Genomic DNA, 26958 nt, shown 5'->3' with positions numbered 1-26958 from the left:
AACCGAGGCAGCTCGCCTCCGGACCGCTTTAGTGACTACATGGGGTTAGAATGCTTTCAGCGCTCTGCACGAATTTTCGTCGGCAGATGTCGGTTAGCGAGCGGCGATGCCTTGCGCGCTCGGGGGCAGGCCGGTCACCGCTCCGATCGAACTCAGACTGCCATCGGGCGAGATGCGGAAGCCACTGACGGCGCCGTCCCCTTCGCGGACGTATAAAAACTTGCTGTTCGCGGTCAGTGCGAGGTCGAGCGGGGCGCTTACGGCCGCAGCGATGGGATTGATCAGTTGCGTTTGGCCGTCGGCGGTCACTCGCAGGCTGCTGATCGTGCTGCTACCCGCGTTCGCCGTATACGCGTAGCGCCCGTCACCTGTGGTGACGAGCCAGCACGACGCCGTTTGTCCGAGGGGTACGTTGCTGATCGGCGTCAGGTCTTGATTGCGTTCGATGTCGTAAGAAGCAACGGAGCCCGAGCCTGCCGCCGAAACGACTGCGTAGCCGCCACGCGTAACCGAAAAACCGAAGGGCGTGACGCCGATTGACGCGTGCCGCACGGGGCCAGTCGCGTATCCGGCTGGGTCCAGGTGATATGTATCGATGAGTTGCGTCCCTTTCTCAGTGACAATCAGTTCGTCGCTTTCCGGCGCGAAACCGATTTGAGCAGGTTGAGCCGATGTGCCGCCGGCGACGGGACGCAGCGAATTCGCTAACGGGATCAAGCGCTTGCCAACGCCGTCGACGAGAAATCCGCTTATGTTCGGAGTCCCCCCTGCGTTGAGCACATAAGCGACAAATCCTTTTACCGCAACACTGACCGGCATTTGGCCGCCCGATGGCTCTTTATCAAGCAGCGTAAGCTTCGTGCCTTCCACCTTGAACATAGAGACTTCGTTGCTTCCGGCGTTTACCGCAAACAGGAATCCGGACGACAGAACCAATGAGCCTTGCGAGCCCAAGGGATCGGCTCCGGTACCTACACCTTTGCCGCCTGTTGGATAGGTCGCCTGGTACGTAAGATGACCGTCCGCGTCCCGGGAGTACGCTAGCACGGCATTCCCGGAGGACTGGTTCGACAGAACAAAGACAGCGCCGGCTGAGTCGATATTCGAATCAGCCCACGAAATCGAAGGTAAAGCGAGCGCGGCGGTGATGGCAAAGAAGAACTGCTTGCGCGCTGCACGTGGAAAAACACGGTCTAATTTCATTGACAGCTCCGTATGTAGGTGGACTATTAATCTGCGTAACGCAGGACAGTCCGTTGGACTTTTAATGCATCGTGCGCTACCAGCAACGCGTTGATGGTCAGGCACGTACGTCGTACGCAAACGCTGACAGGCGCTTTACGCAATTGGCAGCGATTCGGTTCGACAACTGACCGACTTCCAAATGCTGAGTCCAGATTGCGCGCCAGCCTTTTACCGGTGGATCGATATAAAAGCAGTTGCATGTGAGGTCCCGAGTGTGGACAGCGGTCACCCGTTTGTCGGGCTGGTGGCGCGGATATGACGCGTGCAGAGAAATTTTTTTCTGCGTTTGCGAGGTCAACACCACTCGTCTCCTCCACTGCGGCAATCGGCACGGCCTTTGCCGATGAAATGTCCGGCATGAACGTGAGCGCCGGTGCGATGAGCCACGCACCCGCATCCGGCGATGCTGAGATGACCGACGCGGTCGTCAGGCATGTCGTTGGTACTGTCACGTTGCTGGCATGTTGACGGGATTGCGGCGAGAATTTCGTGTATGAAACGAACCGCCCTGCAACACACGACACCTGCCACCGACGCCATTTCTTATGCCGGCTACCGATTTCCGCCCGACGTGATCGGCTGTGGCTTTGTTCGGAAGGGGGTGCGATTGTTATAAAATTGTAAGATCAAGGGCCGCATGGATCAAAGCGGATGCCGTACAAAGCCAGACTCAAAGCAGGTCACCGGAGTTCGACAGTTTCCTTGCCAAAACGCTATTTTGGAGGGCCACACGGCCGTGCGGGCAGCGATAGATAAGCGCTAAAACGGGCCGGGCGGCCAGTGGTTCAGCCACGTAGTTCGCACACGCCAGGTCCACACCGAAAGCAACAATCGTTCGACCATTCGCCACTACCCTAGCTCGTCGCGGCGCGCGCGACCGGTATTCAGGGAGGCTTCAGGAACATCGACGCGCACGGCCGTGCACCGACGTGCGCTCCCCGATCAAGGTCACGGGTGTGAAGTGAGATCCGAACTTTGTTGCGCTTGAGTGCCCGCTTTCGAGCAGCTTGTACGTCGCCTTCGGGTCGGGCTACGGCCGACCGCTAGTAACATTACTGACCTACGGGAGTTCAAATTTCGGGTTGGACGGAGAGAAACGGCGGTTGAATGGCGAGACGGCTCAACTCCTGAGAAAGTGCTTGCGACCGGCGCATCTGTTATCAGACCGTCGCTAGCGACGTCCGCTGCGGCCCCACACGTAGCGCACCCACCGCTGCCACCGGCTTTGCGAAGAAGCTTGTGACTTGTGCACAGCCTGTACTGCGCTGTCGCGCTCGACACTCTTCTGCACCTGTTCGTGGATCTGCCGCAACGTCATGCCGCCGGGGCCCGTCAGTTTGTCGGGATCAGATGCAGGATCGAGATTGGGATCGTCTGTCATGGTGGGCGTCGCTTATTCCTGATCAGCCGACTTGATCTTGATACAGATGCGCAGTCGCAGCAAGGATGTGGAAGCCGGTCGGCGGATCATCGAGAGCCACGCTGAATGACGCATCGGCAAATCGTCGGACTTCCAGGTTCGGCCAGGAGCAGGGCGTCGGGCACGGGGCGAACATCGACGACAATCTGTGCCAAGATGGTTAATTAACATCGACACGCGAATTCGGCATGCATATAGAAAGATACTTGGCTCGACTTGACGTTCACTCGGCACTCGAGCCCGACGTAGTGACGCTCCGGAATCTGCATCGTGCGCACATGCAGATGATTCCCTTCGAGAACCTTGATATTCATCTCGGCCAAAAGATCGTGCTTGAAGAGGATCATCTATTTGCGAAGATTGTGGAGCGACGACGTGGCGGAATCTGCTATGAACTGAACGGACTGTTCGCGCGTTTATTGACGGATATCGGTTTCGAAGTGACGATGGTCGCAGCGGAGGTATTTAGAGAGGACGGCACAACGGGTCCGCTATTCGATCACATGGCTCTTGTCGTCGATTTTGACGGAGACCGGTATCTTGCCGATGTTGGTTTTGGCGATTCATTTACCGCCCCTTTGCGGCTGTCCGATACCGACGATCAACTGCGGGACCGCCGCGTATATCGCGTCCAAAGAGACGCCAGCACATTCACGGTAATGGTCGGAAGTGGCGCATCGAACGATGCCATGAAGCCATCATTCAAGTTCCCGACGAAACCGCGTCAGCTCTCGGATTTCAATGAAATGTGCACGTTTCACCAGACCTCTGACCAGTCCCATTTCACACGGAAAGAAGTCTGTTCGCGCGCTACGTCAACCGGGCGTATTACGCTGAGCGGGACCCAACTAATCGAGACCGACGCCGGGTCGCGTAATGTCGTGGATCTCGCCTCGAGCGAGGAGAGACAGCGTGCGCTCATCGAATATTTTGGAATCGCTCTGTGAAAATTGCCGCGCCAGGCGCCCGTAGTATTTCGAAGCAAGTGCCGCACATGCCCATCGCCTGAGGCGCTGCTCGGCCGAGGGCGTGTGGAAACTGTTTTCTTATCGCTCAACACAAGCCCACCGGCCTGATCGATCGAGTTTGATATATCGGGCGCACGCTAACGTAACGTATTGAGCGCAACAAAGCCCCTCGGGGCCTTAGCTTTCAGCCATCCTCATCGCCTTTATCGCCCCGGCAACCCCAAGTATATTCATGACGCGCTTCAGATTGTAGGCCAGTACCTGAAGACTCATTTCAGTGCTCACCCTTCCGAGCGTCCGCGTCAGGAAGTGCGTGGCGCCCATCCAGTGCTTGAGCGTACCGAATACGTGCTCAACGGTACTTCTGCGGATGGTCATTGCATCTGGCTTCCGCTCAAGCCGACGCTGCATGGCTTCCAGCACGTGCTCGTGTTCCCATCGTCGGATTCGACGATAGTCGCTGGGAGAACATCTCTCCTTGAGATGGCAACGCGGGCAGGCACTGGGCCAGTAGACCTGCAGGGTCATGTCATGCTCAACGGTCGTGAATCGACGAATTGCACGCTCGCCTGCGGGGCATTGATATTCATCTCTCCTCGCAACGTAGACGAAGTCTCGCTTGGTAAAGAGCCCCTTCTTCCTTGATGCTGAGGTGAGCGGTTTCGGGACATACGTTTTGATCCCGGCCAGCTCGCACGCGCGGATATCCGGACCGCTGTAGTAACCACGGTCAGCCAGTACTTTCAGCTTCGCCTTACCCATCGTGTTCTTCGTCGATAAAGCCATCCTGCTGAGTTGTCCGTGATCGCTTCCGATATTCGTCACCTCATGCTCAACAATCAGGTGATGTTTCGTGTCCACGGCGGCCTGAACGTTGTAGCCGACCGTTCCGGTTCTTTTGCCACCGCTGGTCATGGAACGGGAATCCGGGTCGGTAAGCGACAGCTGTCCGTCCGGCTTTTTCTTCAACTGCGCTTTGATCTGCTCGAGCTCACGCATCCGCTGGCGCAACAGAGCGATCTTCTCGTACAGGCGGACGGTCTTCACATCGAAACCTGTCGGACCGGTCCGGTCTGCAGTTTCAATCATGTCGAGATATCGCTGAACGCTTTCCTCAATCTGCTGCTGACGCTTGTCGATCTTGCCTACCGTGTAGTTCCTGTCACGGCTGTTCACCGCCTTGAACTTGCTGCCGTCGATGGCCACCATGTCACTGGATAGCAGCTTCAACCCGCGACACAGTTCGACGAAACGACGGCATACGTTGCGAATGGCTGGGCCGTTGTCGCGACGAAAGTCGGCGATCGTCTTGAAGTCTGGTGCCAGACGTCCTGTCAGCCACATCAGTTCGACATTACGCTGGCATTCGCGCTCAAGACGTCGGCTCGAAGGTACGCGGTTCAGAAACCCGTAGATATAGATCTTGAGCATCACGCCAGGATGATAGGACGGGCGGCCCGTGAGCGCCGGCGTGGTGCCGTTGAAACCAAGTTCCGCAAGGTCCAGTTCGTCGACGAAGGCATCGCTGACCCTGACCGGATTGTCCTGTCCGATGTAGTCGTCGACGCATTCGGGAAGTAGTGCGACCTGCTTGCGGTCATCGCCTTCAACGAATCGCTTCATGAGTCACCCGGTCTCAGTGCGTTGATTCAGTTTAGGCGATCATTGCGTTTTCACACGCCCTCGGCCAGAAAGGGACGGTCGACGTCCCGCCCTAAATCGTTGACAATAGGCTAGAGCTTGCATGGCACAACGCAACAATAATGATCTACCAAGTCCGCGCGCCTGACGATCTGGCTCGCTAAAGTGGAGTGCGTGCGCTCGCGTACGGAAAAATCTTTCAGCCTGTAGCTAGATCAAAATTCAAATGAACGGGGATGGCGCATGAGTCTGATTGAACCTCTGCCCGATCTTAGCCGGGCAGAATCCGAACGGCTGGATGTCGAATCCGGAACATCTGCCAAACGCATTTGGGTGACCTGGACCATCGTTGCCTTGAATGTACTCGTCTACGTGCTCATGATTGGCAAAGGCGCGGACTTCCGACATATTGATCTTCACACACTGATTGTTTTCGGCGGTAACTTCGGACCGGATACGCTAAATGGCGAGGTATGGCGACTGGTCATTGCGTCTTTTGTCCATCAAAATCTTAAACACATTTTCTGGAACATGGTGGTACTCGGGTTTGCGGGCGCTGTCGTAGAACGGGAATATGGCAGCGCACGCTTCTCGGCTTTGTACTTATTCGCGGCGCTTACAGGTAATCTCACAAGCCTGTGCCTGCACTATTGGGTCTGCAGCGAAGGTGCGTCAGGTGCCATATTTGGCGTAATCGGCGCATTACTTGCGTATGTAGCACGCTTTCTGTCCACAATGGACAAAATGGCGCGCGCAAAATATTTCAACATCGGTGTATGGCTTGTAATCTATTGCTTATGCGCAGGACACAGCCAGCCTCGGGTTGATGCGGCAGGGCATCTCGGTGGCCTGCTCGGTGGCTTTGTAATGGGTTGGATTCTGGGACGGCCCCGTTCAGGGGTGTACACGCGACCATCCATGTTTCACACGCCGGCTTTCGCGTGGGCCATCGCGGCGATCACGATTTTCGGACTTGGATTGCAGGCGCTACACGAAACGGCCTCGCTCGACGCACAGAAGCTGCTCGCGTTCGCCCGAATGGAGGAGCGGGCTTCAGTAATCGACACGCGTCTCAACGCAGAAATGAAGTTGCTCAAGTCCATGACAGACGTACCTGGCCGCCGGAACGAATTCTCGACACTCGTACACAACAGCGTGTGGCCGGAATGGAATGAGCTATTTAACATGTTCGCCAATGCTCCGTTGCCAGAGGGCTCTTCGCTCATGGCCGCCCGCAATGCAGAAATGCGCTACTTCGATGATATGCGGCGAGCAGTATCTCTGATGGCAGATATCGCCACAGACAAAAAAGTCGCAGACGCGGCATTTTCGCTGCGCGTGCAAAAATTGCTTACGAACCCGGCGCAGCGGCGGTAGATGGCGATGCACCCGGCACTCGACCGCTAAGCGCGGTTTCGCAAAGCTAAGCTAAGCTAACAAGCGTTCCCACGGCACGGGCGATACGGAGGTGAAATGGTGTTCACATATATTGAGGAATTTCCCATCACGCTTTCTCTTCGCAACAGAAGACGTGCGCGGCTAGATCGAATGGCCGCTTCGCGTAGACGCGACAGTCTCTTCCGGGTCGCGTGCTGCTGCTCGCGGCACGCACGGGTCGATCGCACGACGATGGGCGAGGTACGGTCATCTCCAGCCGTTCGCCTGATATCGTGCGCTTTCCTCGGAAACCCAAGAGGAATCAGTTGCGCACACGGAATCGCGCCGGTCATCCTGTTCGGCACGCAACCGACCACGACCGATGGCACAGGAAGTACGACGTAGTCGTGCGGGAAATGCCCCGAGATATACTTCCCGCATGGAACTCGACTCCCGCGACCTCGATAAAATCAGTGCCCTCACGTTGCAGCACTACGACGCGCACGCGGAAGATTTCCGCAACGGCACGTACGACCACGACGTCACGCAGAACATCGCGGCGCTGCTGCACCATATCGAAGTCGAGCCGCCTCTTACGATCCTGGATTTCGGTTGCGGGCCGGGGCGAGATCTCAAGGCCTTCACTACACTCGGCCATTGCGCGGTCGGCCTCGATGGCGCCGAGCGCTTCGTTGCAATGGCGCGTGACGCGACTGGCTGCGACGTTTGGCAGCAGGATTTCCTGCATCTCGATTTGCCGGCCGCGCACTTTGACGGCATTTTCGCCAACGCCGCGCTTTTCCATGTCCCGAGTCAGGCGTTGCCGCGCGTATTGCGGCAATTGCACGCGACACTGAAGCTCGGCGGCGTGCTGTTCAGCTCCAACCCGCGCGGCACGAATCAGGAAGGCTGGAGCCACGACCGCTACGGCGTCTTCCATGATCTCGAAGCATGGCGCCGATATATGGCGGGCGCGGGCTTCATCGAAATTGAGCACTATTACCGGCCCGCCGGCTTGCCGCGTGAGCGGCAGCCGTGGCTAGCCAGCGTGTGGCGCAAGCCGGTTGCCTGAGAACGCCAGGGGGCCGTCGCCATATGCCCGCGTTGGGCTTGGCAGATGCTTGCGTTCAAGCCGCTTTAATGCAGCGCAAAGCAGCCGATTTGCAACAGGGTCCATCGCGCAGAGAAACGGCCAGTCGTGGATCCCGAACAATCGGCAGAACCGGGGACGCCTGTCGTCGGCCGAGACAAGCAGAGTGCGGCCACTTTGGGACACTCTACGGAACCGCTTAAACTGTTGACAATAATTGCTCTCGGACACCTACCGAACAAAATGAGCGCAATCGAACTGTTGAAACCTACGACGGCATTGCTGCCGGGCTACGTCGCGGCCCTTGAGTTAGGATCGTCACCCGACAACGTTCGTACCCAATAAAATTTTTACGCGACGCAAATGCTACCCGAGACAGAGAAGCGCATGGGACGACTACGTCGAGTACCATTTTCGCTGCCTACATTGCAATGAAGCTTTTTTGGTTGCGCGCGGAAGCGCATCACGGTAGCGGTGGGTACTGGGAACCGAAAGACCCAGCATCGATACGCGACAACTTCACCCAATTAGCCGCGAACGGTCACTTTCGGCCGCTCGACGGTGGCTCCTGAATCGTTAATAACTTGGGAACGACCACTCTCCAATGCTCGAGTTGGGAACCCTCTTCATACATCACGGGGAATCGCGCCTGTCTTCGCGGTTCGAGCTAACGACTGCCGGCACGCCATGACTAGCATAAGAGAGTGAACAATGTGGGCTGAAAGACCTGACTCGATAGGTGCGCGCTGCTTCAAGGCCGCTGTCACATGCGTCATTGTGGCGGGGTGGACCTATGGGGCAGTGAACGCCTATTTGACATCACAGGCGTTCGAGAATGATTCGACCGTCGTCGAAGGCCGCGTCCTAAGGTTGGAGCCAGGTTCAAACGGGAATCTAAGTCCTCTCGTCGAATATTCTTACGCTGGGCAGCAGTACGAACGATTAATCCGAGACAAGGACGGCCGTTACAACCGGGACGCGTTGTTGAAGCTCAAGCTGCAAGTCCGATTAGTAAAGTCATTACCGACTACCGCAATCGTCACTCGTTGGGAACAACCTCCGATGGTCTGGCCACTGGTGCTGGGAGCCTTCATTTTATTAAATGTCGCTTTAGGTCTAACAGTGAGCATATGGCGGCAAGAACAGTTATGCTCGGCGTCAATCAAGTGACGCGCTCCTTCGTATGAACGGCCGAAATCGGGAAAGTCGGTCGACCGCTTTGGGCCGATCACTACCTCGTGCAAACAGCATGGACTTCCTTATGCGAGTTTTTGCACGACATTAGCCGCCAGCCAACTGGCATTTTCGGAGAACGAAATTAGCCAGGAGCTTCGAATTCGAATTGTGGATGTCGATCACGGAAGATTCAGCCATGCCTGGCAGATCTGCTCTCAGAGCCCCAGGCCGTTCAGAAACGTATCGATCTGTCGTTCGAATTGGGAGCGACTGTAGGAAACCAACGCCATTCGCCACAGACCGTGCAAATAGGTAATGACGATCGGCGCAACAAGCTCGGGTTCAAACTCCGCCGGTAAGAGCCCTGCTTCCTTGTCAACGTTCAGGCGCGCAGTGATCCGCTCAGCAAGCATCGAAAACTGCTGCTGCACATAGTCGCGCAAATCAGGCTCATCTAATACCTCGGGGGTCACACTACCCGCCATCAGGCAGACTGGCGAGGGCGTGGTCGGGTCGTCAAGACAATCGAGCACGGACTCGAAAAGCGCTCGCACCCCCAATGCCGCCGTGGGCGCGGAAAAGAAAGCCTCGCCGCGATGGCGATTGACGGTCGCGTTGTAGTGCTTCAAACACTCCAGGTAGGCGTTCTTTTTACTTTTGAGCGTGTTGTAGAACGAGCCCTCGCCGATTCCCATCTGCTTGAGCAGGTCGCGCAGAGACGTGCTCGCGTAACCGGTCTCCCAGAAGAGACGCGTCGCCCGTTCGAGAGCGGTCGTGTAATCGAATTCCAAGGTGCGTGCCATCCAGGCATCCTAGCATATCTGTAGCAGTCGCTAAATATTCAATTGACAAAGGCGTGGCATCACCATAGAGTTTGTAGCGGTCGATACAAAATTGCATCGACATGGCCGTTCGCGTGGTGTCGGGCGCCGCGCGGGCCGATGTCGTCTGTTTTGCACTCGGGATAGCCAACCGGGCTGTTCCTTGAATCTACAATCCTTTGGAGCATGCGATGTCTTTGAACCAGGTAGCGGCGGAGCACAAGGCAAAAGCCCAGGAAAAGCTGGGTGAGAAGTTCAGCATCCTCACAGGCGATCTGGATCGGGTCCGGGCGGCGGGCACGATCGAGGGCGCATTGCAGGCGGGGCAGACCGCGCCGGAATTCACACTACCCGACGCGTTGGGTCGCGAAGTTTCGCTCAAGACCTTGCGGGCGAGTGGCCCCGTGGTGATCAGTTTCTACCGCGGCGAGTGGTGCCCGTTTTGCAACCTCGAACTGCGGAGTCTGCAGGAAGTCCTGCCGCAAATGAAGGAACTCGGGGCGACCTTGATCGCCATCTCTCCTGAAAAACCGGACCACGGGATCATTTTGGCCGAGAAAAACATGCTGACCTTTCCGGTGCTCAGCGACTTTGGCAACAAAGTGGCACGGCAGTTCGGGATCGTGTTCCAGATCGGACAGGAAGTGAAGGAGTTATCGAGGAACCTATTCAAGAACGACATTGCGCTGCGTAACGGCGAGGATTCGTACGAGCTACCGGTTCCCGCGACCTATGTTCTCGACAAGATGGGTGTTGTTCGCTTCGCGCATGTCGACGTCGACTACATGACAGGCCGGGCGGAACCCGAGGCGGTGATTGCCGCGCTTAAGGCGATTGTCTAGCAGACCGCAAGGGCGCGCCTGGTTATCAATCTTCCAGGTGCGTCCTTGCTAGTCCGTCGCCCCCCTCCAACTCAAACTCAGCTTGGCTCACGCAACCTGAACGCGGCAACCGTCTCATTCAATTGCCGCCCCTGGTCCTCCAGCGACCGCGAAGCCGCTGCCGCCTCTTCGACCAGCGCAGCGTTTTGCTGCGTAACATCATCCATCTGCGTGATCGCCAGATTCACCTGTTCAATTCCGCGGCTCTGCTCATCCGATGCAGCCGCGATTTCGCCCATGATGGCCGTGACCTGCCCGACAGCGTTGGTTACTTCCGACATGGTCTGTCCCGCCTCAGTCGCCAGCACCGAGCCCTGCTGGATCTTGCCGACCGAAGCGCCGATCAGATCCTTGATCTCCTTTGCCGCGCTCGACGAGCGTTGCGCGAGACTGCGCACTTCGCTCGCCACCACCGCAAAGCCACGGCCGTGCTCACCGGCCCGAGCCGATTCAACCGCCGCGTTGAGCGCGAGAATGTTGGTCTGAAACGCAATGCCCTCGATGATGCCCGTGATATCCGCGATTCGATTCGAACTCTGGCTGATGTCGCTCATCGTATCGACCACCCGTTCCACCACGTCGCTACTGCGCCGCGCCACCGCGGAGGCGTTGGCCGCCAGCGAGCTCGCATGCCGGGCGCTTTCGGCGTTCTGTTTGACGGCGGCGGTCAGCTCTTCCATGCTGGCCGCTGTTTCCTGCAGCGCTGCCGCCTGTTGTTCGGTACGTGCGGACAGATCAGCATTACCCGCCGAAATCTCGCCGGTGGCCACGCGCAGCGTTTCGCTATTGGCACGCACATCCAGCAGTACGCCGTTGAGCTTTTCGACAAAGGCGTTGAACTGCACGGCCAGCATGCCTACTTCGTCCTCGCTCGTGACGGGCAAACGCTGCGTCAAATCACCGTCGCCGGAAGCGATGTCCTGCATGCCCGTTGATACCTGACGAAGCGGCGCGGTCAGCCGTCGGCCGAGCGCCGTCGTCAACGTCAGCGCGACGACGAGCGCAAGCAGGCCGGCGCCGATGAGAATCGCGCTGAGGCGATTGGCCGACGCCATCATCTCCGCATGCGGAATCAACCCGATGTATTTCCATCCGAGTTGGGGTGACGTATAGATCACACTGTCGTAGCGCTTGCCGTCGATGACAACCGAGTGTGTTCCGTTGTCGAACCCCGCGAGATCGGCGTAACCATCGCCGAGATCCTTGAGCGCCTTGAAATTGTGAGCAGGTTCGCTCGGATCGACCAGCACGGTGCCGCTATCTTCAACGACCATCAGATAGCCGGTCTCGCCAAAGCGCACCTGTGCGATGGTTTTCGCAAAGCCATCCAGCGAGATATCCATCCCAAGCACGCCGAGCGGCTTGCCCTGGGCATCCTGAACGGTACGCACAAAGCTGATGATGACGTTCTTGTCGCCACCTGAGTTGGCATACGCTGCCGTGCGGCGAACGTCGCCCGCGGCCTGCATGCCCTGCGTGAACCACGGACGTTCGCGCGGATCGTAGTGATCGCTCGTGAACTTGCCTTTCGGCCACTGCACATAGCCACCCCATTTGGTGCCGACGTAGACGTATTGCAGATCTGGATGACTATCGCCGAAACGCTGTAGCTCATGGAAGATGTCAGTTTCGACGCCGCCGTTGGTGTCGGGCGTCATCTGACCGCCGTGCGTCAGATAGTTCGTCAGCGATTCATTGGCCGATTGAGCCACCGGCGTTTCCGCCAGAAAGGTGACGTTGTCGTGGATGCGTTGAAATGTGTCCCTCAGACTCGCATCGATCTGATGAATCTGGCCGTTGCTTGCGTCGTTGAAGCTATCGACCGCCTCGCGGCGCACGTTGAGCGTCGCGAAGACTGTGATGGCAAGAATCGTGGCCGCGAGTGCTGCGCCAAAAATAAGGCTTAGTTTGACTGCAATGGATTGTAGGTTCACTCGCGTGGCTCTGTCCGTAAAGTGTTGAAGGTGCAATTGAACTGGGGCATGTCTACCGTCAATACGGTTAGCAATCGCACCGGCACCCGTCTATTACGGCAACCCGAGTGGGTTTTTTAGGCGAGTCAATTTTCACAATTGCACGGTCGTCGGCGAACTGAAACCTCGCGGGTCGAGAATCCACATTCACGCTGCCCGAGCTTTCCTCGAAACGAGCACTTCAATGGCGTTTGAATCGGCGGGCATCGCGGGCGGCAAAACGATCATGCTGAGTCCGTCCGCACCGCCAACCGCAAAGCCCGAATATTCAAGCGTAAGCGTGCCCGCCAGCGAAAGATGTAGCCGTTTGGTTCCCAGCCAATGGCTGTGCGCTTCGTTTTCCGCCCACAGTTCACGGAACTCCGGGCTGGTCGCCTGCAGTTCGGCGGCCAACGCCGCTGCTTCGGGATCGCCGCCGACACGGGCGACATCGATACGAAAGACGCCTACCGCTAATGCGGCAACCGGGTCTGGCAGCGTGTTCACTGTCATGACGATGGAGACTCCCGGCTCTTACATCCGCACATGGGGCTGCGACAGCGACTTGGCCGAGCTGATGAGATCTTCCAGCATCGTGGCCCGCTTGTCGGCATGGGTGTCGCGGCTCGTCATGAAGCACAGCGCCGCCACGGGGAGGCCGTTTCGGTCGCGAATCGGTGCGGCCATGCAATACCGGAACGTATGCGAGAGTCCTTCGGTGCAGCAATAACCTTGCTCCGCGGCGCGTTCGACATCGTGCAGAAAGTCATCGAATGCAAGGCGCCGGCCATTGTCGAGAATGAAATCTTCATCCGGGATCAGCGCGCGGATCTCGTCCGGCCGCAGATGCGCGAGCAACAAGCGCCCCGTCGCCGTCCAGGGAATCGGCACCTTCACGCCGATATCCGAACTGATGTTGAACGGGCGCGAACTGTTCTCCGACAGGAATACGGTGTACTTGTTGCCTTCGAGCATGCAAAGCTGCGCGGTCTCGTCGTGCTTCCTGACGAGACCCAGAATGGCCTGATGTGCGCGGCTGATCAGATCGTTATGCTCCGCGTAGTCGGCGCCGTAATAATGCATCTCGCGGCCAAAAAACACGCTACCGTCCGCGCCCGTCTCAAGCCAGCCGGCTTCCGCGAGAATGGTGACCAGTTCGTAAATGCTCGAGCGCGGCGCGCCGGTTGCTTCGATCAGTTCGCGCATCGTCATGGGACGGCGCGCAATGTGCAACTGTTTGAAGATGCCGATGACCCGATCAACACCTCTGGCCCTCGATGATTCTGGTGCGGACATTCGTTCTACTCCGTCGGCGATAGGTTCGCTGCTGTTTTTGTGTGACGCGAGTCTAGCGCATCACACGCGACGCTTCGCCGTCTGGCTGCCCGCTACGACGGCGTGCGTGCGAGGGCAGTTTCAGTGGTCGAGCACCCGGTGCAGGAACTGACGCGTGCGCTCGTTCTGCGGGTTCACGAAGATCTGCTCGGGTGCGCCCTGCTCGGCAATCACGCCTTTGTCCATAAACACGACGCGATCGGCCGTCTTACGTGCGAAACCCATCTCATGCGTGACGACGACCATCGTCATCCCGTCACGTGCGAGACCGCGCATCACTTCCGTCACTTCGCCGACCAGTTCGGGATCGAGCGCCGAGGTAGCTTCGTCGAAGAACATGATGCCGGGCTCCACCGCCAACGCGCGGGCAATCGCCACGCGCTGCTGCTGACCACCGGAGAGCTGGCTCGGATAGTGTTCGGCGCGGTCGGCGAGTCCCACGCGTTCGAGCGCTTCCATGCCGCGCTTGCGCGCGTCCGCCACGCTCATCTTGCGGGCCTTGATCAGTGCCAGCGTCACATTGCCGAGCGCAGTCTTGTGTGGAAACAGATTGAACTGTTGAAACACCATGCCCACATGGCCGCGAATTTCCTTCGCGCGGCGGGCGTCGTGCAACGGCACTTCGTTGACCCAAACCTCGCCGGAATCCGCAGTTTCAAGACCGGCCATGATACGCAGCACCGTGCTTTTGCCTGAACCTGATGCGCCAATCAGCACGAGCACCTCGCCCGGCCGGACTTCGAGGTTGATCTCCTTCAAGACCTTGGTCGTGCCGAAGGATTTGCTTACGCCGCTCAGATCGATGACGGGCTTGGGATCGGTAATGTTGGCAGTGCTCATGACATCAGGCTCCTTCTACGATCATGGTGGCGCACCCACTGCGAGAGCGGGAAACACACAATGAAATAAAGCACGGCAACGAGGCCATAAATCTCCACGGGTTGTCCCACCCGGTCGACGATGGCCTGTCCCCCATGCATCAACTCCGACATGCCGATCATGCTGACAATCGAAGTGTCCTTGATCAGCGAGAGATACTGGCCAATCAGCGGCGGCAGTACGATCCTGCCGGTCTGCGGCAGCACCACCGAAAAGAACGCCTGGGTCTTGCTAAGGCCGAGAATCTGCGAAACTTCCCACTGTCCTTTCGGCACGGATTCAATACCCGAGCGGAATACCTCGGCGATGTAGGCGCCTTGATAAACGCTCAGGCCCACGACACCGGCTGCGAACACATCGATCGCATAACCGAAGTACGACACGCCGAAATAAATGAACATCAGCGTAATCAGCACCGGCGTACCGCGAAACAGCTCGGTATAAAGGCGCGCAATGCGCGCCGTGCCCCACGGCCCAAATGAGCGCAGCACGGCCGCGAGCAGACCGATAAGCGTGCCGCCGACAATCGATGCCGCGGACAGAAGAAGCGTGGCCACCAAACCCTGCAGCAGGATCGAGAGGCTCGTCGTAAGCAATTCAGTTGACATGTTCAGTCTCCGCCTTGAGTGCTCACGTACGGTCAGCCTGGCGCGCCAGGAACAACGTGCGGCGCGTCGGCTTCTTGATCACCAGCGGTGGGTGAAACACCCGCGCGCCAATCAGACCCGCCACCCACGACAGGAAATTGCTCAGCACCAGATAAGCCACCAGGGTGATCGCGAAAGTCTGGATATACAGCAGCGTGCGCGCATTGATGACCGTCGCGGTTCCGCTCAGTTCGGGCAATGCAATTGCGGAGAGGAGCGACGTACCGAGCAATAGCTGAATCAGGTTATTGACGATGGCCGGATAGACCGCGCGTGCGGCTTGCGGCAGAACCACTTCGACGAAAATCTGCCGGCGCCCAAGACCGAGGATCGATGCCGCTTCCAGTTGCCCGCGCGGGACGGACTGGATGCCGGCACGAAACACCTCCGCAAGGTAGGCACCCACGTTCACGCCCAATGCAATCACACCCGCCGCGTAGGCATTGAGCGTGATGCCCATCGACGGCAGACCAAAGAACACGATGAAGATCTGCAGCAGCACCGGCGTGTTTCGGATCGCCTCGATATAGACGCTCGCCACACCTCGCAGCAACGTGGAGCGCGAGGCGCTCGCGAGTGCCGTCAGCAAGCCGAGCAGCATCGCGAGAATGAAGGACAGCAGCGTGATCTGCAGCGTGAGCCACGCCGCGCGCACGAAGTCGTTCCAGTAGCCCGCAAGGGTCAGCCATTCATAGCTCATGATTCCTCCGTCTTTCAGCCGACGTTGAGCACACGCAGGTTCAGTACTGCGGATTGAGCGGGAAGCGCGGATCGGCGCCGAACCACTTCTTGTAAAGCTGGGCGTTCATCTTCGATGCATTGATGTTGAAGAGGAACAGATTCAGGTAGTTCAACCAGACCTGATCGCCAGCCTTGACGCCGAACGCGTTGTATTCGAGCGGTACGAGCGCTTCGTTGGTCACGGTCAGATCCGGATCGAGTGAGGCCTGATACGCGAGGAAGTTGTTGTCTTCGATCATCGCGTCTGCCTGTCCTTGCTTCACAGCAAGAATCGCGGCCTGCGAGCTGTCGAATTCCTGAATTTTCACCTGCATGTTCAGGGCGCGCACTTCGTCACCGTTGGTCGAACCTTTGACCGTTGCGATCGTTTTACCCGCCATGTCATTGATGGACTTGACGCCGCTGCTTTTCTTCACCAGCAGTGCTTCACTGGCCACCACGTACGGACTCGTGAAAGCGATTTCCTTCGCGCGCTCGAGATTGCGCGTGAAGTTACAGAACACCACATCGACCTTGTCGGTTTGCAGGTTCGGGATGCGGTTGGCGCTCGTCGTATTCACCACTTCGAGCTTGACGCCCATTTCCTTGGCAAGTTCTTTTGCGAGGTCAACGTCATAGCCGTCGGGCTGACCGTCCTTGTTGTAGAAACCAAAGGGCGCGAAAGTCAGGCAATCGCCGACCCGCAACGTACCGCGCTGCAAGACCTGCTTGAGCGCCGAGTCGGCCAGACCGCCCGCCTCGGGCGGCGCGACTTTCGTGCAAGCAGTCAGTACGAGCAGACCGGCAACAGCGAACAAACCAGCGAATCTTGCGCTTCCTCTGACAAATCTCATTTTGGGTTCCCGGTCTGGAGTGAGAAGTCGGTGCGTGGACAAAACGGCAATCAGGATGGCTTGCGCAAATACGCCCGCTGACGGGTTCAAAGCGCTCAAAGCGTTGGCCATCGTTTATCTGATATACCGGACTGATGTCCAACACAGCAGATGAAACGCAGTGTTTCACGGGAAAAAAATGATTGCAATGGGGTATACACCGGTGAGTTCAGGCTGGTTCCGACGAACGCGCTTGCGGGTTGTGAGGATCAGTAGGCTCGTTAGGACAGGTCAAAAAAAAGAGTGAAGGCGTCAACCGCCTTCACTCCTCTGCACCCAACTACAACGTCGGACGACTCATGCAGCGAGTCGCACGACCAGGTTTGGGTTAGGGCTTCCGGAACATCGGCGCGCCGGCCGGTGCGCCTGTCATTCCGCCATCAACGACGATCTCCGCAGCCGTAATGCCCGCAGCGTCGTCCGAGGCGAGGAACACCGCAGCGCCTGCCACCTCTTCGGGCGTCGCGAGACGACCCAACGGAATGCGCGGCGCAAACGCCGATTCGGTCTGCTCGATGGTCGCGCCCGCGCGTGCCCCACGCGTCCAGATCGGCGTGCGAGTGCCGCCTGGAATCACCGTGTTCACGCGAATACCGCGCGGCGCCAGTTCTGACGCAAACACCTTCGCCATGCCGGTCACGCCCGCCTTCGTGGCGGAATACGCGGAAGAACCGGGCGAGCCTAGTTCACGCATCACGGAGCCGTTCAGGACGATCGCACCGCCCTCCTTCATCAGCGGCAACGCCCCTTGCACCGTCAGAAACACGGCAGTGAGATTGGTACGCAAAATCGCTTCAAAGGCTGCAGCCGTGGTGCCCCCGAGCGGTGTCGGGCCCGAGATGCCGGCGTTGGCAAACACGATATCGAGTGAGCCGAAGGCCTCGCCAATCTGCTTGAACAACGGTTCGATCACATCCGGATTGTCCAGATCGGCTTGAATGGCCAGGGCGTTTTCGCCAAGTTCCGCGGCCGCCGCATCGAGTTTGGCGCGATCGCGTCCCGTGATCGCCACCCGGGCGCCTTCCGCGATCAATAGTCGCGCCGCCGCAAAGCCAATTCCACTGTTGCCGCCCGTCACGAGGGCCGTTTTGCCTGAAAAACGCATTTCCATCTCCTTTCGCACTAAACCGCCATGAGGCGGCGAAAGCCGCGCCCAGTAAGGCGCGAGAACCTGTTACGCGGTGCAGGATTGCGACCGCGCGGCAATCGCCATGAGGATCTTCCATGTCAACCATCTGCATGTTGATCATCATGCACATTTTCAGTATTATTGTCATCATGCAGATTGTCAAGCGTTCCGAGGAATCAAATGGGTTATTCGCAAGCACAGAAGGCCGAGAGCAAGCGCCGCGTTCTTGAAGTGGCGTCGCGGCAAATCCGTGAGAACGGCATTGAGGCGCTTGGCGTAGCCGATTGCATGCGCAGCGCCGGGCTCACGCATGGCGCGTTCTACGGGCACTTCGCGTCGCGTGATGCCTTGATTGTCGAAGCGCTGGAACATGCGCTCGGTCAAAGCGAGAAGCGCATGGCGTCGAGGACGCCCGATGAAGACTCGGCACAAACACCGTTAGGGGCGATTGCTGAACCGTTTCTGAGCGAGGTTCACGCAAAAAATCCGGGCAACGGATGCGCGTTATGCGCCTTGGCCGGCGAAGCGCGGCATGCGAATGATGAAGTCAGAGCGCTGCTTACGCGGTACGTGCAACAACTGGCATCGCGCATCGCGAAGGCTGTGGGCCACGAAGGCGAGACGGCAGGACTGGGGATTGTCGCGACAATCGTCGGGGCTATTACCTTGGCTCGCACCGTGGATGACGACGACCTCGCGAAATCGATTCTTGCCTCGTCGCTGGCGCTGGTCATGAGTCAGGACCTCGCTGTTCAGTAAAGAGGCCCAGACGTTAGCGGCACACGCGCGCCGCTGCTACGTCCGGTCTCGCGCAAAGAGTTCGCGCGCAATCTCGCACAGCAGGTTCGTGGACGGCGCGTTGTCCTGCAGACGACGGCTCATGATGATCGGCGACGACGCCGTCGCTTTCGACAGCGGCCGGTACTCCACGCCATGCGGCCGAAGACCCTCCACACTGCGCGGCACCAAGGTCACACCCACCTGAGCGGCGACCAGCCCCAGCGCCGTCTGTAATTCCCGCACTTCGTGGATCGCTTGCGGCTCCAGCGCCTGATCGCGAAACGCGGACAGTTGTTGATCCGCAAAGCTCGGCCGCGGCGTGCTCGGATAAACGATCAAGGTCTCACGTGCCAGCGCCGCCAGTTCGACGGGCGCGTGGTCCGACGCCAAGGGATGGCCTTCAGGCAGCGCTGCAATCAACGGCTCATCGGTCAGCACCTCGCGGGTCACCTGGGCGTCGTCAAAACGTAGACGTCCGAAGCCGACATCAATACGGGCGCCCTTGAGCGCGCCCAGTTGCTCGACCGTGAACATTTCGATCAGCGACAACTCCACCTTAGGCGCCGCCTCACGAAACGCACGAATAACGGCAGGCAACGCCCCGTACAGCGTGGAGGGCACGAAGCCGATCACGATCCGCTCGGCCAGTTGCGCGAGGCGCCGCGTCAATTGCGCCACCTCGTCTGCTTCGTCAACCAGACGCTTGGCATGCGTGTAAAAGATCCGCCCCGCTTCGGTCAGGCGCAGCGGCCGCGCGCCCCGTTCAAACAGCGGCAGGCCCACGTCTTCTTCGATCTGCTGAATTTGCCGGCTCAGTGGCGGTTGCGTCATGTTCAGCCGCTCCGCCGCGCGCGTGAAGTTCTGCTCTTCGGCCACCGCCACGAAGTACCGAAACTGGCGCAGTTCCATCTATACCCCTGGAGTATGAAAGTAGTTGGAATCGGACTTGGACAGCGCCCGCCACAGTTCGTAGTATGGGTTCAAGGAGAAATGCACGATGAGCGCTGAACAGGTAAAGATCGAATCCGTCGAAACGATTCTGGTGGATGTTCCCACAATTCGTCCGCACCGGCTGTCGGTGGCGACCATGAACTGCCAGACGCTCGTGCTGGTGCGCATACGTTGCTCGGACGGCATAGTTGGACTCGGCGAAGGCACGACGATTGGCGGTCTCGCTTATGGCGAGGAAAGTCCGGAAAGTATCAAGATCAATATCGACACCTACTTCGCACCGATGCTTAAAGGCCAGTCGGCCACGCGGCCTGGCACCTTGATGCAGCGCTTGCGTTCGCATTTTCAGGGCAACCGCTTCGCGAAATGTGCAATTGAAACGGCATTGTTCGACGCACAGGCTCAGCGTCTGGGCGTGCCCTTGTCCGAGCTGTTTGGCGGCCGCCTGACGGATTCGGTGCAGGTGGCGTGGACGCTTGCAAGCGGCGACACGCAACGCGATATCGACGAGGCCCATCAGATGCTGGAAACGCGTCGGCATCGCGTGTTCAAGCTGAAGATCGGCGGTCGTCCGGTTGCCGACGACGTCGCACATGTGATCGCCATCAGGCAGGCCGTGGGCGAGCGTGGTGAAGTGCGGGTCGACGTCAACCAGGCGTGGAGCGAGTCGGAGGCCGTGTGGGCCTGTCCGCGTCTTGCGGACGCAGGCGTGAGCCTCGTCGAGCAACCGGTGCCAGCGACTCAACATCACAGCCTGAAACGCCTGACCGAACTTTCGCGCGTCGCGATCATGGCCGACGAAGCCCTGCATGGTCCGACCGATGCGTTCGCGCTTGCCAGCGCCCGCGCCGCCGACGTGTTCGCCATCAAGATCGCGCAATCCGGCGGCCTGAGCGGCGCAGCTGCCGTGGCCTCGATCGCGCAGGCCGCAGGCGTCGAACTGTATGGCGGCACGATGCTGGAAGGTGCGGTCGGCACCATCGCGTCGGCACAGTTGTTCAGCACCTTCGATTCATTGCAGTGGGGCACCGAGCTCTTCGGACCGCTGCTGTTGACCCAGGAAATTCTCACCGAGCCACTTCGTTACGAGAATTTCGCCTTGCATCTGCCTCAGGGACCAGGCCTCGGCATTACGCTGAACTGGGATCTCGTAGATCGTCTGCGACGTGACACCCGTCGCGGCGCCACTGTGCTTGCGTCCTGAGGACGAACCGCGCAAACACGACACCGCTTCCCCACTACACCAATCCACGGAGACAACTGATGGATAAGCAAGACATCGACAAAGTGCTGCAAACAATCAACGACAGCGCCATCAACGAAGGCAATGCGCGCGTTAAAACGGTGGTGAACCGGATTGTCCGCGACCTGTTCCATACGATTGAAGACCTCGACGTTCAGCCTGACGAGTTCTGGACTGCGCTCAACTACCTCGCCGAAGCGGGCCAGTCGGGTGAGTTGGGTCTGCTGGCTGCAGGGCTCGGATTCGAGCACTTCCTGGATCTGCGCATTGATGAAGCGGAAGCGCAGGCCGGCATCAGCGGCGGCACGCCACGCACCATCGAAGGTCCGCTATATGTCGCCGGCGCGCCCGAAACGCCAGGTCATGCCCGACTTGATCAGGATGGCGAACCAGGCGGTCCGCTGGTGATGCGCGGCCGGGTGCTCGACGAAGCGGGCCAACCCCTCGCGAATGCGCTGGTCGAGGTGTGGCACGCGAATCATCTGGGCAACTACTCTTATTTCGACAAGTCGCAACCTGCGTTCAACCTGCGCCGCTCGATCCGCACCGATGCAGATGGCCGTTATAGCTTCACCAGCGTGGTGCCGGTGGGCTACTCGGTGCCGCCACAAGGCAAAACCCAGCAACTGCTGGATTCGCTCGGCCGTCACGGGCACCGGCCCGCGCACATTCACTTCTTCGTTTCGGCGCCGGACCATCGCAAGCTGACCACGCAGATCAATATCGACGGCGATCCGTACCTGTGGGACGACTTCGCGTTCGCTACCCGCGACGGCCTCGTGCCGGAACTGAAGAAGGGCGGCGCGGGCGACGGCAAGCAGTATGGCGTGAGCGGTGAGTTCACCTTGATCGATTTCGATTTCACGCTGTTCAAACAGCGCGACGATCTGCAGGACACTGAGGTTGAGCGACCGCGGGCCGCAGCCTGAGTCGGGCGAAGTCTAATTGTCCGCGCCGGAGCACACGCCTTGCGGTGCTCCAGAACCGTCTTATTACAGGAGCTATTCATGCTGTTTCACGTCGAAATGTCGGTCAATCTACCGCCGGATATGGACGCCGAAAAAGCCGCGCGTTTGAAAGCCGACGAAAAGGCGCTTTCGCAACAATTGCAGAAGGACGGGGTGTGGCGGCACCTCTGGCGCATCGCTGGACAGTACGCGAACATCAGTATTTTCGACGTCGAAAGTCCAGCCCAACTGAACGATCTGCTCATGCAGCTGCCGCTGTTTCCCTATATGACGCTCACGGTGCGCGCGCTGTGCCGGCATTCGTCTTCGGTGCGGGACGATGATAGTTAAGTGCTGTTGCAGCGGGTGCTAGCTCGTGCTGGCACGTCAGGCGAAAACCATCCCTTCTCGACGTAGAAGGGATTTTTTTTGCCCGCGTGAACAGTGTGTTCCGCTCGGGAACGGTTGCGTTCAACCCAGAAATCGCTTACATTCACAACTACGATACATTGAGTCGGAGTTAAGAGAATGGCACACATCAGTACTGGGGTCGAATACGGCTTGCACTGCCTGCTCTATCTCAGTGAGCCCGGTGCCGGTGCGCGCGAGGCGAGCGCCAAGGATCTCGCTGAATTGCAGGGCGTGCCCGTCGAATATGTGGCCAAGCTGTTCACCAAGCTCTCCCGCGCGGGTATCGTCGCCGCCACAGAAGGCGTGCGCGGTGGGTTCAGACTAGCCCGGCCAGCCGCCAACATTAGTGTGCTCGATATCGTGAATGCAATCGACGGTGAGAAAGCGCTGTTTGACTGCCGCGAGATCCGCGGGAACTGTGCCGTCTTTGATGACAAACCGCCCGCATGGGCGACGCGGGGCGTGTGCTCGATCCATGCCGTGATGCTGGACGCCGAAAAGCGCATGAACGAAGCGCTGGCTGCACATTCACTCGTCGATCTGGCCACGCGCACCGCCGAAAAGGCGCCGGCCGCTTTCGGACATCAGGTCGTGAAATGGCTGGCGCATCGCTCGGCAAACCGCCGCGGTGACAGCGGCTCCTCTAATTGAAACCCCAAACCCTATACAGGAACGAAATCATGAAAATCATGCACGTCGACGCCAGCGCAAAGCGGGAACGATCCAACTCGCGCGCGTTAAGCCAATTTTTCATTGAACGTCTGCGTCACGAAGGCGTCGATGTCGAACTCGACTATCTGGACGTCACCGTCGACACTCCCGCGCACGTCACGGAAGCGTTTGCGATTGCAACGTACACTGCACCCGACGAGCGCACCCCGGAGATGAAGGCCACGCTAGCCGCTTCCGACGAACTGTGCAGGCGCCTGATGGAAGCCGACGCGTTCGTCTTCGCCATGCCGATGTACAACTGGTCGATGCCCTCTGCGTTCAAGGCGTTTGTCGACAATATCATCCGCACCAATCTGACTTACAAGTTTACGGAGGATGGCCGTATCGAAGGGTTGCTGGCCCGGCAAAAGGCACTCTTCATCACCAGTCGCGGTGTGGACCTGCGGCCCGGCAGCCCCTACGCTTCAATGGATGCACTCACGCCCGCGCTCAAGGCCGCATTCGGATTCATTGGTGTCGCGCATCCCACGTTCGTGGACGCGCAACCGTTGCAGTTCTCGGACCAGGCATCCCGCATCGAGGCGCTGAAGCGGGCACACGCTGAAATCGAGGCAGTTGCGGCTGAGTGGGCGAATCCCAAGATGTCAATCGCGGAAGCCGAAACCGCGGAGGCGCTCTAACCGAGTCGTACTCGCGACGTGCAGACCAACGCATCATTTGATTCGCAGTACAGATGATGCGTCATTGAATCACTGAAAATAGCCTCGACCTCACCGAATCAGCCATGGCGGCGAACCTCACCGCCGTGGCTCTTTGCGCCGCCACCCGGCGTAGTCTGCACAGCCGTTTACGCTGCCGACTTGCCCTCGTGGGCCTCGTTGCCGGCTCGCGGCTGCACCGCATGTCGTGCACTGCGACGGCGTTTCTTGCCATACAGCTTGCGCAACGGCCCCCATACCCGCCACAGCGGGGAATTCTGCACGCGCGCCAACTGGCATTTCACGTCGGCCAGCGCGGCCTGAGTCGCAGCCAGTTCGCTGTGCAGGACCGTGTCGATGCCTGCACCGTCGATCAGCGCAACATCCACCACGCGCGTGGCGCGTCCGTCCCGCATCTCCGCGCGCGGCCAGTTCGCGGCCGGTCCAAAGGCCATCACCTGGGTGGCCTGCGCCAGCTTGCTGGTCCAGAGCGAAAGCGCGTCGGCCTCGACGCTGCCGTTTCTCACCAGGTCTCCCCCGAGGCGCGATGCGTCGAGATGGATCCGCAGTCCTTCGATCGCGTCGAACCCGCAGCCACGCTCGGGTGATACCTCCCGGCGCACGCTACCCAATGAGGGCGTAAGGCCCGTGAGTTCCTCGAGCCAACGCTCCGCACTTTCGAGGTATGCCGGTGAACGGGCCGCCAGGTCGCAATCGAAAATCGCATCGGCCTGAGTCGCGGCATCCCGCAAGGTCAGCAGCCAATGCGCGAGAAAGCCGCGATATGCCTGCGCCGGTGCAATCGACTGCACATGCTCCTTGTAGAAATCGATGTACGACTCAAAGGTCTGCAACGATTCGTCGGGCGAGCCTCGTGATCCTCTTGAGCCTGGCGGCGCCTTCGAAGCGAGCGGCAAATCGATCCGCAATGCCTCCATGGTCTGCTGCACCACCGGCACGTCCCGGTTCAACGCCAACACCGCCAGCGGGACCGCAACGAAATGCGGATTCCGGTGTGCAGCATAAAGTTGCCAGCACGACTGCCACTGCGAGATCGGATTCTTTTCGACCACGATATGCGCGGCCCCGGGAAACGCGGCGCGAAACCATCGAAGCCGGCCCAGTGAACGACAAAATTTGAACACCGGCACGCGGCCCTGCTGATGAGCGGCACGAATCAGACCACGCAGGTATTCCACCATGTGCTCGGCCCCATCGGGGACATTCCCGTCGAAACGATCGATGGCAAAGCGGCGTTCGTAACCTGGAACACCCGCAGCAATTCCCGTGACGCCCGCAGCCGAACCCGCGCATCCATCCGGCTGAAGCAGATGAGCGAACTCCTGGAAGTACGGCATATCAAGCGATGGATGGCCGGAGTGCCAGCTATCGGCCGTGCTGCTCGCGAGCTTCTCGGCATCGATCGTGGCCAGCATTTCGTGCAGCGGCTCGTAGTAGCCGGTCACCGTGTCGAGCTTGCGAAAGCACGACCACAGCCAGGTCCCGGCGGTGCGATAACCGGTGTGGAGAAATACAGCGTGAGACCCTGCCTGGATGGAACCGCCGGTTGCTGGTGATCCCGTACGTTGGTGCGTTGAATTCATGCGAAGTGAGGGTTGGTGCGCAGTTGCTCGAACGCGCGCGAGACGCGCCGCACGGACAACATGTACTTCCAGTAGCGCTCTTTGAGAAATCCGGTGGGCAGGTAGGTGCTGCCGATCAGCACTTGCCCCGCCCCCCAGCCAGGCCGCCAGGTGTGCGCGATGCCGCGCCGCATAAAAAGCGACAGCGTAGGGATATGCAGGCTCGATGCGAGGTGGCCGATGCCTGAGTCGTTGCCGATGAACCAGCCGGATTCGAAGATCCAGGTGGCGACGTTATCGAGCGAGCCCAGATCGGGCAGCGATAAACCATACCGTTCGACGTGTATCCACTCAGCGCGCTCTTGCGGAGCCACGACGAATTCGGGCGTGAAACCGAGTTCGCGCAGCTTGACGGCAAGGCGGATGAAGCGCGATGGCAGCCAGCATTTGTCCGTCGTGCTTGCAGTGGGGTGGATCGCTACCCGCAACGGATACTTCCTGTGCTGCAGGCTGGCGGGAGCCGTCATGCCGTTGCTTTTATGGACGTTCGACAGACCCAGTTCGTCACGGCAAAACCGCGTCAGACGGTCAGCCATGGGTTCCGGCGAACGAACCCGGCAAATGTGGTCGAGCAGGATCACGTGGGGATGGCGTTGCTCGAGCCCAGCGAAGGGCTTGTTGCAATGCATCTGGATCACCGTGTCGAAAGGCGCCAGGCTCTGCGTGAGATGCTCGGCGTCCAGATCGTCCTCGGTGCTGACATCCGGAAACCAGGCACGCAGAGACTGCATCTGTCGCCCGAAAACCGTGACGCAGACACCGTTTTGCCGAAGATTGCGCGCAATCGTCATCATCAGCAGCGAATCACCGATGGCTGGCGAAAGAAGTAACGCGACGCGAGAGACTGACTGCACAGGCGGCCGCATAGAGACGTCCGAAGAACGCGCCCACGGGTGGGGGAACGCTTGCCCGCCCAGAACCGGCATGCCGCCGTCTGAACCCCGAGCAGTCTAGAACCGGAACATATTAATCGGATTACAGGATCGTTTACTAACGTTTACGTGGGCGGCGCAACGGCGTGCTCGATCAGGTCAAAGAGATCGTTAAAGAAGTCACGCTCGATGTTCCGCAATGAGTGCGCTGACTCTCGGCAAATCGACCAATCAGGCTTGCTCTTCCCCCAACCTGCGTTCGAGGCTGGCGAGTTGCGCCTGCAACCGACGTACATGCTGGCACTGCGAACGTGTGAGCCCTTCGGCCTGCGCTGCTGCCTGCAAACGCTGGCGCCAATACGATGCCGGCAAAGCCTCGAAATTGCGGATGCCCGAGATGACCCGCTCAAGATGCGCCAGTTCTTTCTCCAGCTGGCAATTGCTCATGCCCTCGCCCTCCTCGTGCACTGACGGACATGAGCCAGTTCGCAGTGAGTGTATTGATCGGTGCGGCCAGGTGCTGCACGCTACCGTACAGCGGGCGCGAGCCATCCGGGGCTGAGTCGT

General features: G+C 59.1%; 26 protein-coding genes. 10 read left to right on the top strand and 16 right to left on the bottom strand.

The features are described from left to right. Positions 1 to 93: 93 nt before the first annotated feature. Both WCA85_RS07960 and WCA85_RS07955 read right to left on the bottom strand, forming a co-directional pair. The gene (locus tag WCA85_RS07960) at positions 94 to 1203 is read right to left on the bottom strand and encodes a lactonase family protein (protein WP_424062676.1); all 1110 of its coding nucleotides are present in this window, start codon (positions 1201 to 1203) and stop codon (positions 94 to 96) included. Between the two features lie 1213 nt (positions 1204 to 2416). Next, positions 2417 to 2626: a hypothetical protein gene (locus WCA85_RS07955; RefSeq protein WP_424062675.1), complete on the bottom strand. Its 210-nt coding sequence runs from the start codon at positions 2624 to 2626 to the stop codon at positions 2417 to 2419. A 227-nt stretch (positions 2627 to 2853) separates the two neighbouring features. Here WCA85_RS07955 and WCA85_RS07950 point away from each other — a divergent pair, with 227 nt between their 5' ends. Further along, a complete protein-coding gene (locus WCA85_RS07950) occupies positions 2854 to 3612 on the top strand; it encodes an arylamine N-acetyltransferase family protein (protein ID WP_424062673.1) in 759 nt (252 codons plus the stop codon). Positions 3613 to 3810: 198 nt separating this feature from the next. Here the strand turns inward: WCA85_RS07950 and WCA85_RS07945 are convergent, their stop codons facing one another. Continuing rightward, a complete protein-coding gene (locus tag WCA85_RS07945) occupies positions 3811 to 5256 on the bottom strand; it encodes an IS1182 family transposase (protein ID WP_424062671.1) in 1446 nt (481 codons plus the stop codon). A gap of 261 nt (positions 5257 to 5517) precedes the next feature. On the opposite strand from WCA85_RS07945, the gene WCA85_RS07940 reads away from it, so the two are divergent. After that, positions 5518 to 6651, top strand: coding sequence for a rhomboid family intramembrane serine protease (locus WCA85_RS07940; protein WP_424062670.1), 1134 nt, complete (start codon positions 5518 to 5520; stop codon positions 6649 to 6651). Between the two features lie 439 nt (positions 6652 to 7090). Further along, on the top strand, positions 7091 to 7723 hold the full coding sequence (locus tag WCA85_RS07935) for a class I SAM-dependent methyltransferase (RefSeq protein WP_424062668.1): 633 nt from the start codon (positions 7091 to 7093) through the stop codon (positions 7721 to 7723). Positions 7724 to 9132: 1409 nt separating this feature from the next. Here WCA85_RS07935 and WCA85_RS07930 read toward each other — a convergent pair. Next, the gene (locus WCA85_RS07930) at positions 9133 to 9708 is read right to left on the bottom strand and encodes a TetR/AcrR family transcriptional regulator (RefSeq protein WP_424062666.1); all 576 of its coding nucleotides are present in this window, start codon (positions 9706 to 9708) and stop codon (positions 9133 to 9135) included. 221 nt (positions 9709 to 9929) lie between these two features. On the opposite strand from WCA85_RS07930, the gene WCA85_RS07925 reads away from it, so the two are divergent. Further along, positions 9930 to 10580: a peroxiredoxin-like family protein gene (locus tag WCA85_RS07925; RefSeq protein ID WP_424062664.1), complete on the top strand. Its 651-nt coding sequence runs from the start codon at positions 9930 to 9932 to the stop codon at positions 10578 to 10580. A 77-nt stretch (positions 10581 to 10657) separates the two neighbouring features. Here the strand turns inward: WCA85_RS07925 and WCA85_RS07920 are convergent, their stop codons facing one another. The 8 genes from WCA85_RS07920 to WCA85_RS07885 form a co-directional block, all read right to left on the bottom strand. After that, positions 10658 to 12553, bottom strand: a complete 1896-nt coding sequence (locus WCA85_RS07920; RefSeq protein ID WP_424062662.1) for a methyl-accepting chemotaxis protein — start codon at positions 12551 to 12553, stop codon at positions 10658 to 10660. A gap of 186 nt (positions 12554 to 12739) precedes the next feature. Then, positions 12740 to 13084: a hypothetical protein gene (locus tag WCA85_RS07915; protein ID WP_424062660.1), complete on the bottom strand. Its 345-nt coding sequence runs from the start codon at positions 13082 to 13084 to the stop codon at positions 12740 to 12742. A gap of 21 nt (positions 13085 to 13105) precedes the next feature. Further along, complete coding sequence (locus WCA85_RS07910) at positions 13106 to 13867, bottom strand: IclR family transcriptional regulator (RefSeq protein ID WP_424062658.1); 762 nt, start codon at positions 13865 to 13867, stop codon at positions 13106 to 13108. Between the two features lie 120 nt (positions 13868 to 13987). After that, a complete protein-coding gene (locus WCA85_RS07905) occupies positions 13988 to 14746 on the bottom strand; it encodes an amino acid ABC transporter ATP-binding protein (protein ID WP_424062657.1) in 759 nt (252 codons plus the stop codon). Continuing rightward, positions 14743 to 15393 carry an amino acid ABC transporter permease gene (locus WCA85_RS07900; RefSeq protein ID WP_424062655.1) on the bottom strand — a complete coding sequence of 217 codons (651 nt, stop codon included), beginning with the start codon at positions 15391 to 15393 and terminating at the stop codon, positions 14743 to 14745. The genes WCA85_RS07905 and WCA85_RS07900 overlap by 4 nt, the downstream gene beginning before the upstream one ends. Before the next feature lie 22 nt (positions 15394 to 15415). Continuing rightward, a complete protein-coding gene (locus WCA85_RS07895) occupies positions 15416 to 16132 on the bottom strand; it encodes an amino acid ABC transporter permease (protein WP_424062653.1) in 717 nt (238 codons plus the stop codon). A 40-nt stretch (positions 16133 to 16172) separates the two neighbouring features. Next, the gene (locus tag WCA85_RS07890) at positions 16173 to 17006 is read right to left on the bottom strand and encodes a transporter substrate-binding domain-containing protein (protein WP_424062651.1); all 834 of its coding nucleotides are present in this window, start codon (positions 17004 to 17006) and stop codon (positions 16173 to 16175) included. Positions 17007 to 17373: 367 nt separating this feature from the next. Next, complete coding sequence (locus tag WCA85_RS07885; protein ID WP_424062649.1) at positions 17374 to 18150, bottom strand: SDR family NAD(P)-dependent oxidoreductase; 777 nt, start codon at positions 18148 to 18150, stop codon at positions 17374 to 17376. A gap of 204 nt (positions 18151 to 18354) precedes the next feature. Between WCA85_RS07885 and WCA85_RS07880 the strand changes: the two genes are divergently transcribed. Beyond that, positions 18355 to 18933: a TetR/AcrR family transcriptional regulator gene (locus WCA85_RS07880; protein ID WP_424062648.1), complete on the top strand. Its 579-nt coding sequence runs from the start codon at positions 18355 to 18357 to the stop codon at positions 18931 to 18933. Positions 18934 to 18969: 36 nt separating this feature from the next. Here the strand turns inward: WCA85_RS07880 and WCA85_RS07875 are convergent, their stop codons facing one another. Continuing rightward, the gene (locus tag WCA85_RS07875) at positions 18970 to 19863 is read right to left on the bottom strand and encodes a LysR family transcriptional regulator (protein ID WP_424062646.1); all 894 of its coding nucleotides are present in this window, start codon (positions 19861 to 19863) and stop codon (positions 18970 to 18972) included. Between the two features lie 88 nt (positions 19864 to 19951). Between WCA85_RS07875 and WCA85_RS07870 the strand changes: the two genes are divergently transcribed. The 5 genes from WCA85_RS07870 (at position 19952) to WCA85_RS07850 (ending at position 23858) form a co-directional block, all read left to right on the top strand. After that, entirely contained in the window at positions 19952 to 21109 is a 1158-nt protein-coding gene (locus WCA85_RS07870) for a muconate/chloromuconate family cycloisomerase (RefSeq protein WP_424062644.1), read from the top strand. A 59-nt stretch (positions 21110 to 21168) separates the two neighbouring features. Then, positions 21169 to 22077, top strand: a complete 909-nt coding sequence (catA, locus tag WCA85_RS07865; protein ID WP_424062642.1) for a catechol 1,2-dioxygenase — start codon at positions 21169 to 21171, stop codon at positions 22075 to 22077. 78 nt (positions 22078 to 22155) lie between these two features. Further along, positions 22156 to 22446: a muconolactone Delta-isomerase gene (catC, locus tag WCA85_RS07860; protein ID WP_424062640.1), complete on the top strand. Its 291-nt coding sequence runs from the start codon at positions 22156 to 22158 to the stop codon at positions 22444 to 22446. 177 nt (positions 22447 to 22623) lie between these two features. After that, positions 22624 to 23157 carry an RrF2 family transcriptional regulator gene (locus WCA85_RS07855; RefSeq protein WP_424062638.1) on the top strand — a complete coding sequence of 178 codons (534 nt, stop codon included), beginning with the start codon at positions 22624 to 22626 and terminating at the stop codon, positions 23155 to 23157. A gap of 29 nt (positions 23158 to 23186) precedes the next feature. Then, positions 23187 to 23858 (top strand): FMN-dependent NADH-azoreductase, encoded by a 672-nt coding sequence (locus WCA85_RS07850; protein WP_424062637.1) that lies wholly within the window; start codon positions 23187 to 23189, stop codon positions 23856 to 23858. Between the two features lie 167 nt (positions 23859 to 24025). Here the strand turns inward: WCA85_RS07850 and WCA85_RS07845 are convergent, their stop codons facing one another. The 3 genes from WCA85_RS07845 to WCA85_RS07835 form a co-directional block, all read right to left on the bottom strand. Beyond that, complete coding sequence (locus WCA85_RS07845) at positions 24026 to 25480, bottom strand: hypothetical protein (RefSeq protein ID WP_424062635.1); 1455 nt, start codon at positions 25478 to 25480, stop codon at positions 24026 to 24028. Then, positions 25477 to 26373, bottom strand: a complete 897-nt coding sequence (locus tag WCA85_RS07840; RefSeq protein WP_424062633.1) for a glycosyltransferase family 9 protein — start codon at positions 26371 to 26373, stop codon at positions 25477 to 25479. Before WCA85_RS07840 ends, WCA85_RS07845 begins: the two co-directional genes overlap by 4 nt. A gap of 249 nt (positions 26374 to 26622) precedes the next feature. After that, positions 26623 to 26838, bottom strand: coding sequence for a hypothetical protein (locus WCA85_RS07835; RefSeq protein WP_424062632.1), 216 nt, complete (start codon positions 26836 to 26838; stop codon positions 26623 to 26625). Positions 26839 to 26958 lie beyond the last annotated feature (120 nt).

It is taken from the genome of Paraburkholderia sp. (assembly GCF_049581445.1).
Classification (GTDB): Bacteria; Pseudomonadota; Gammaproteobacteria; order Burkholderiales; family Burkholderiaceae; genus Paraburkholderia.
This window is presented reverse-complemented; position numbering and strand designations above follow the sequence as displayed.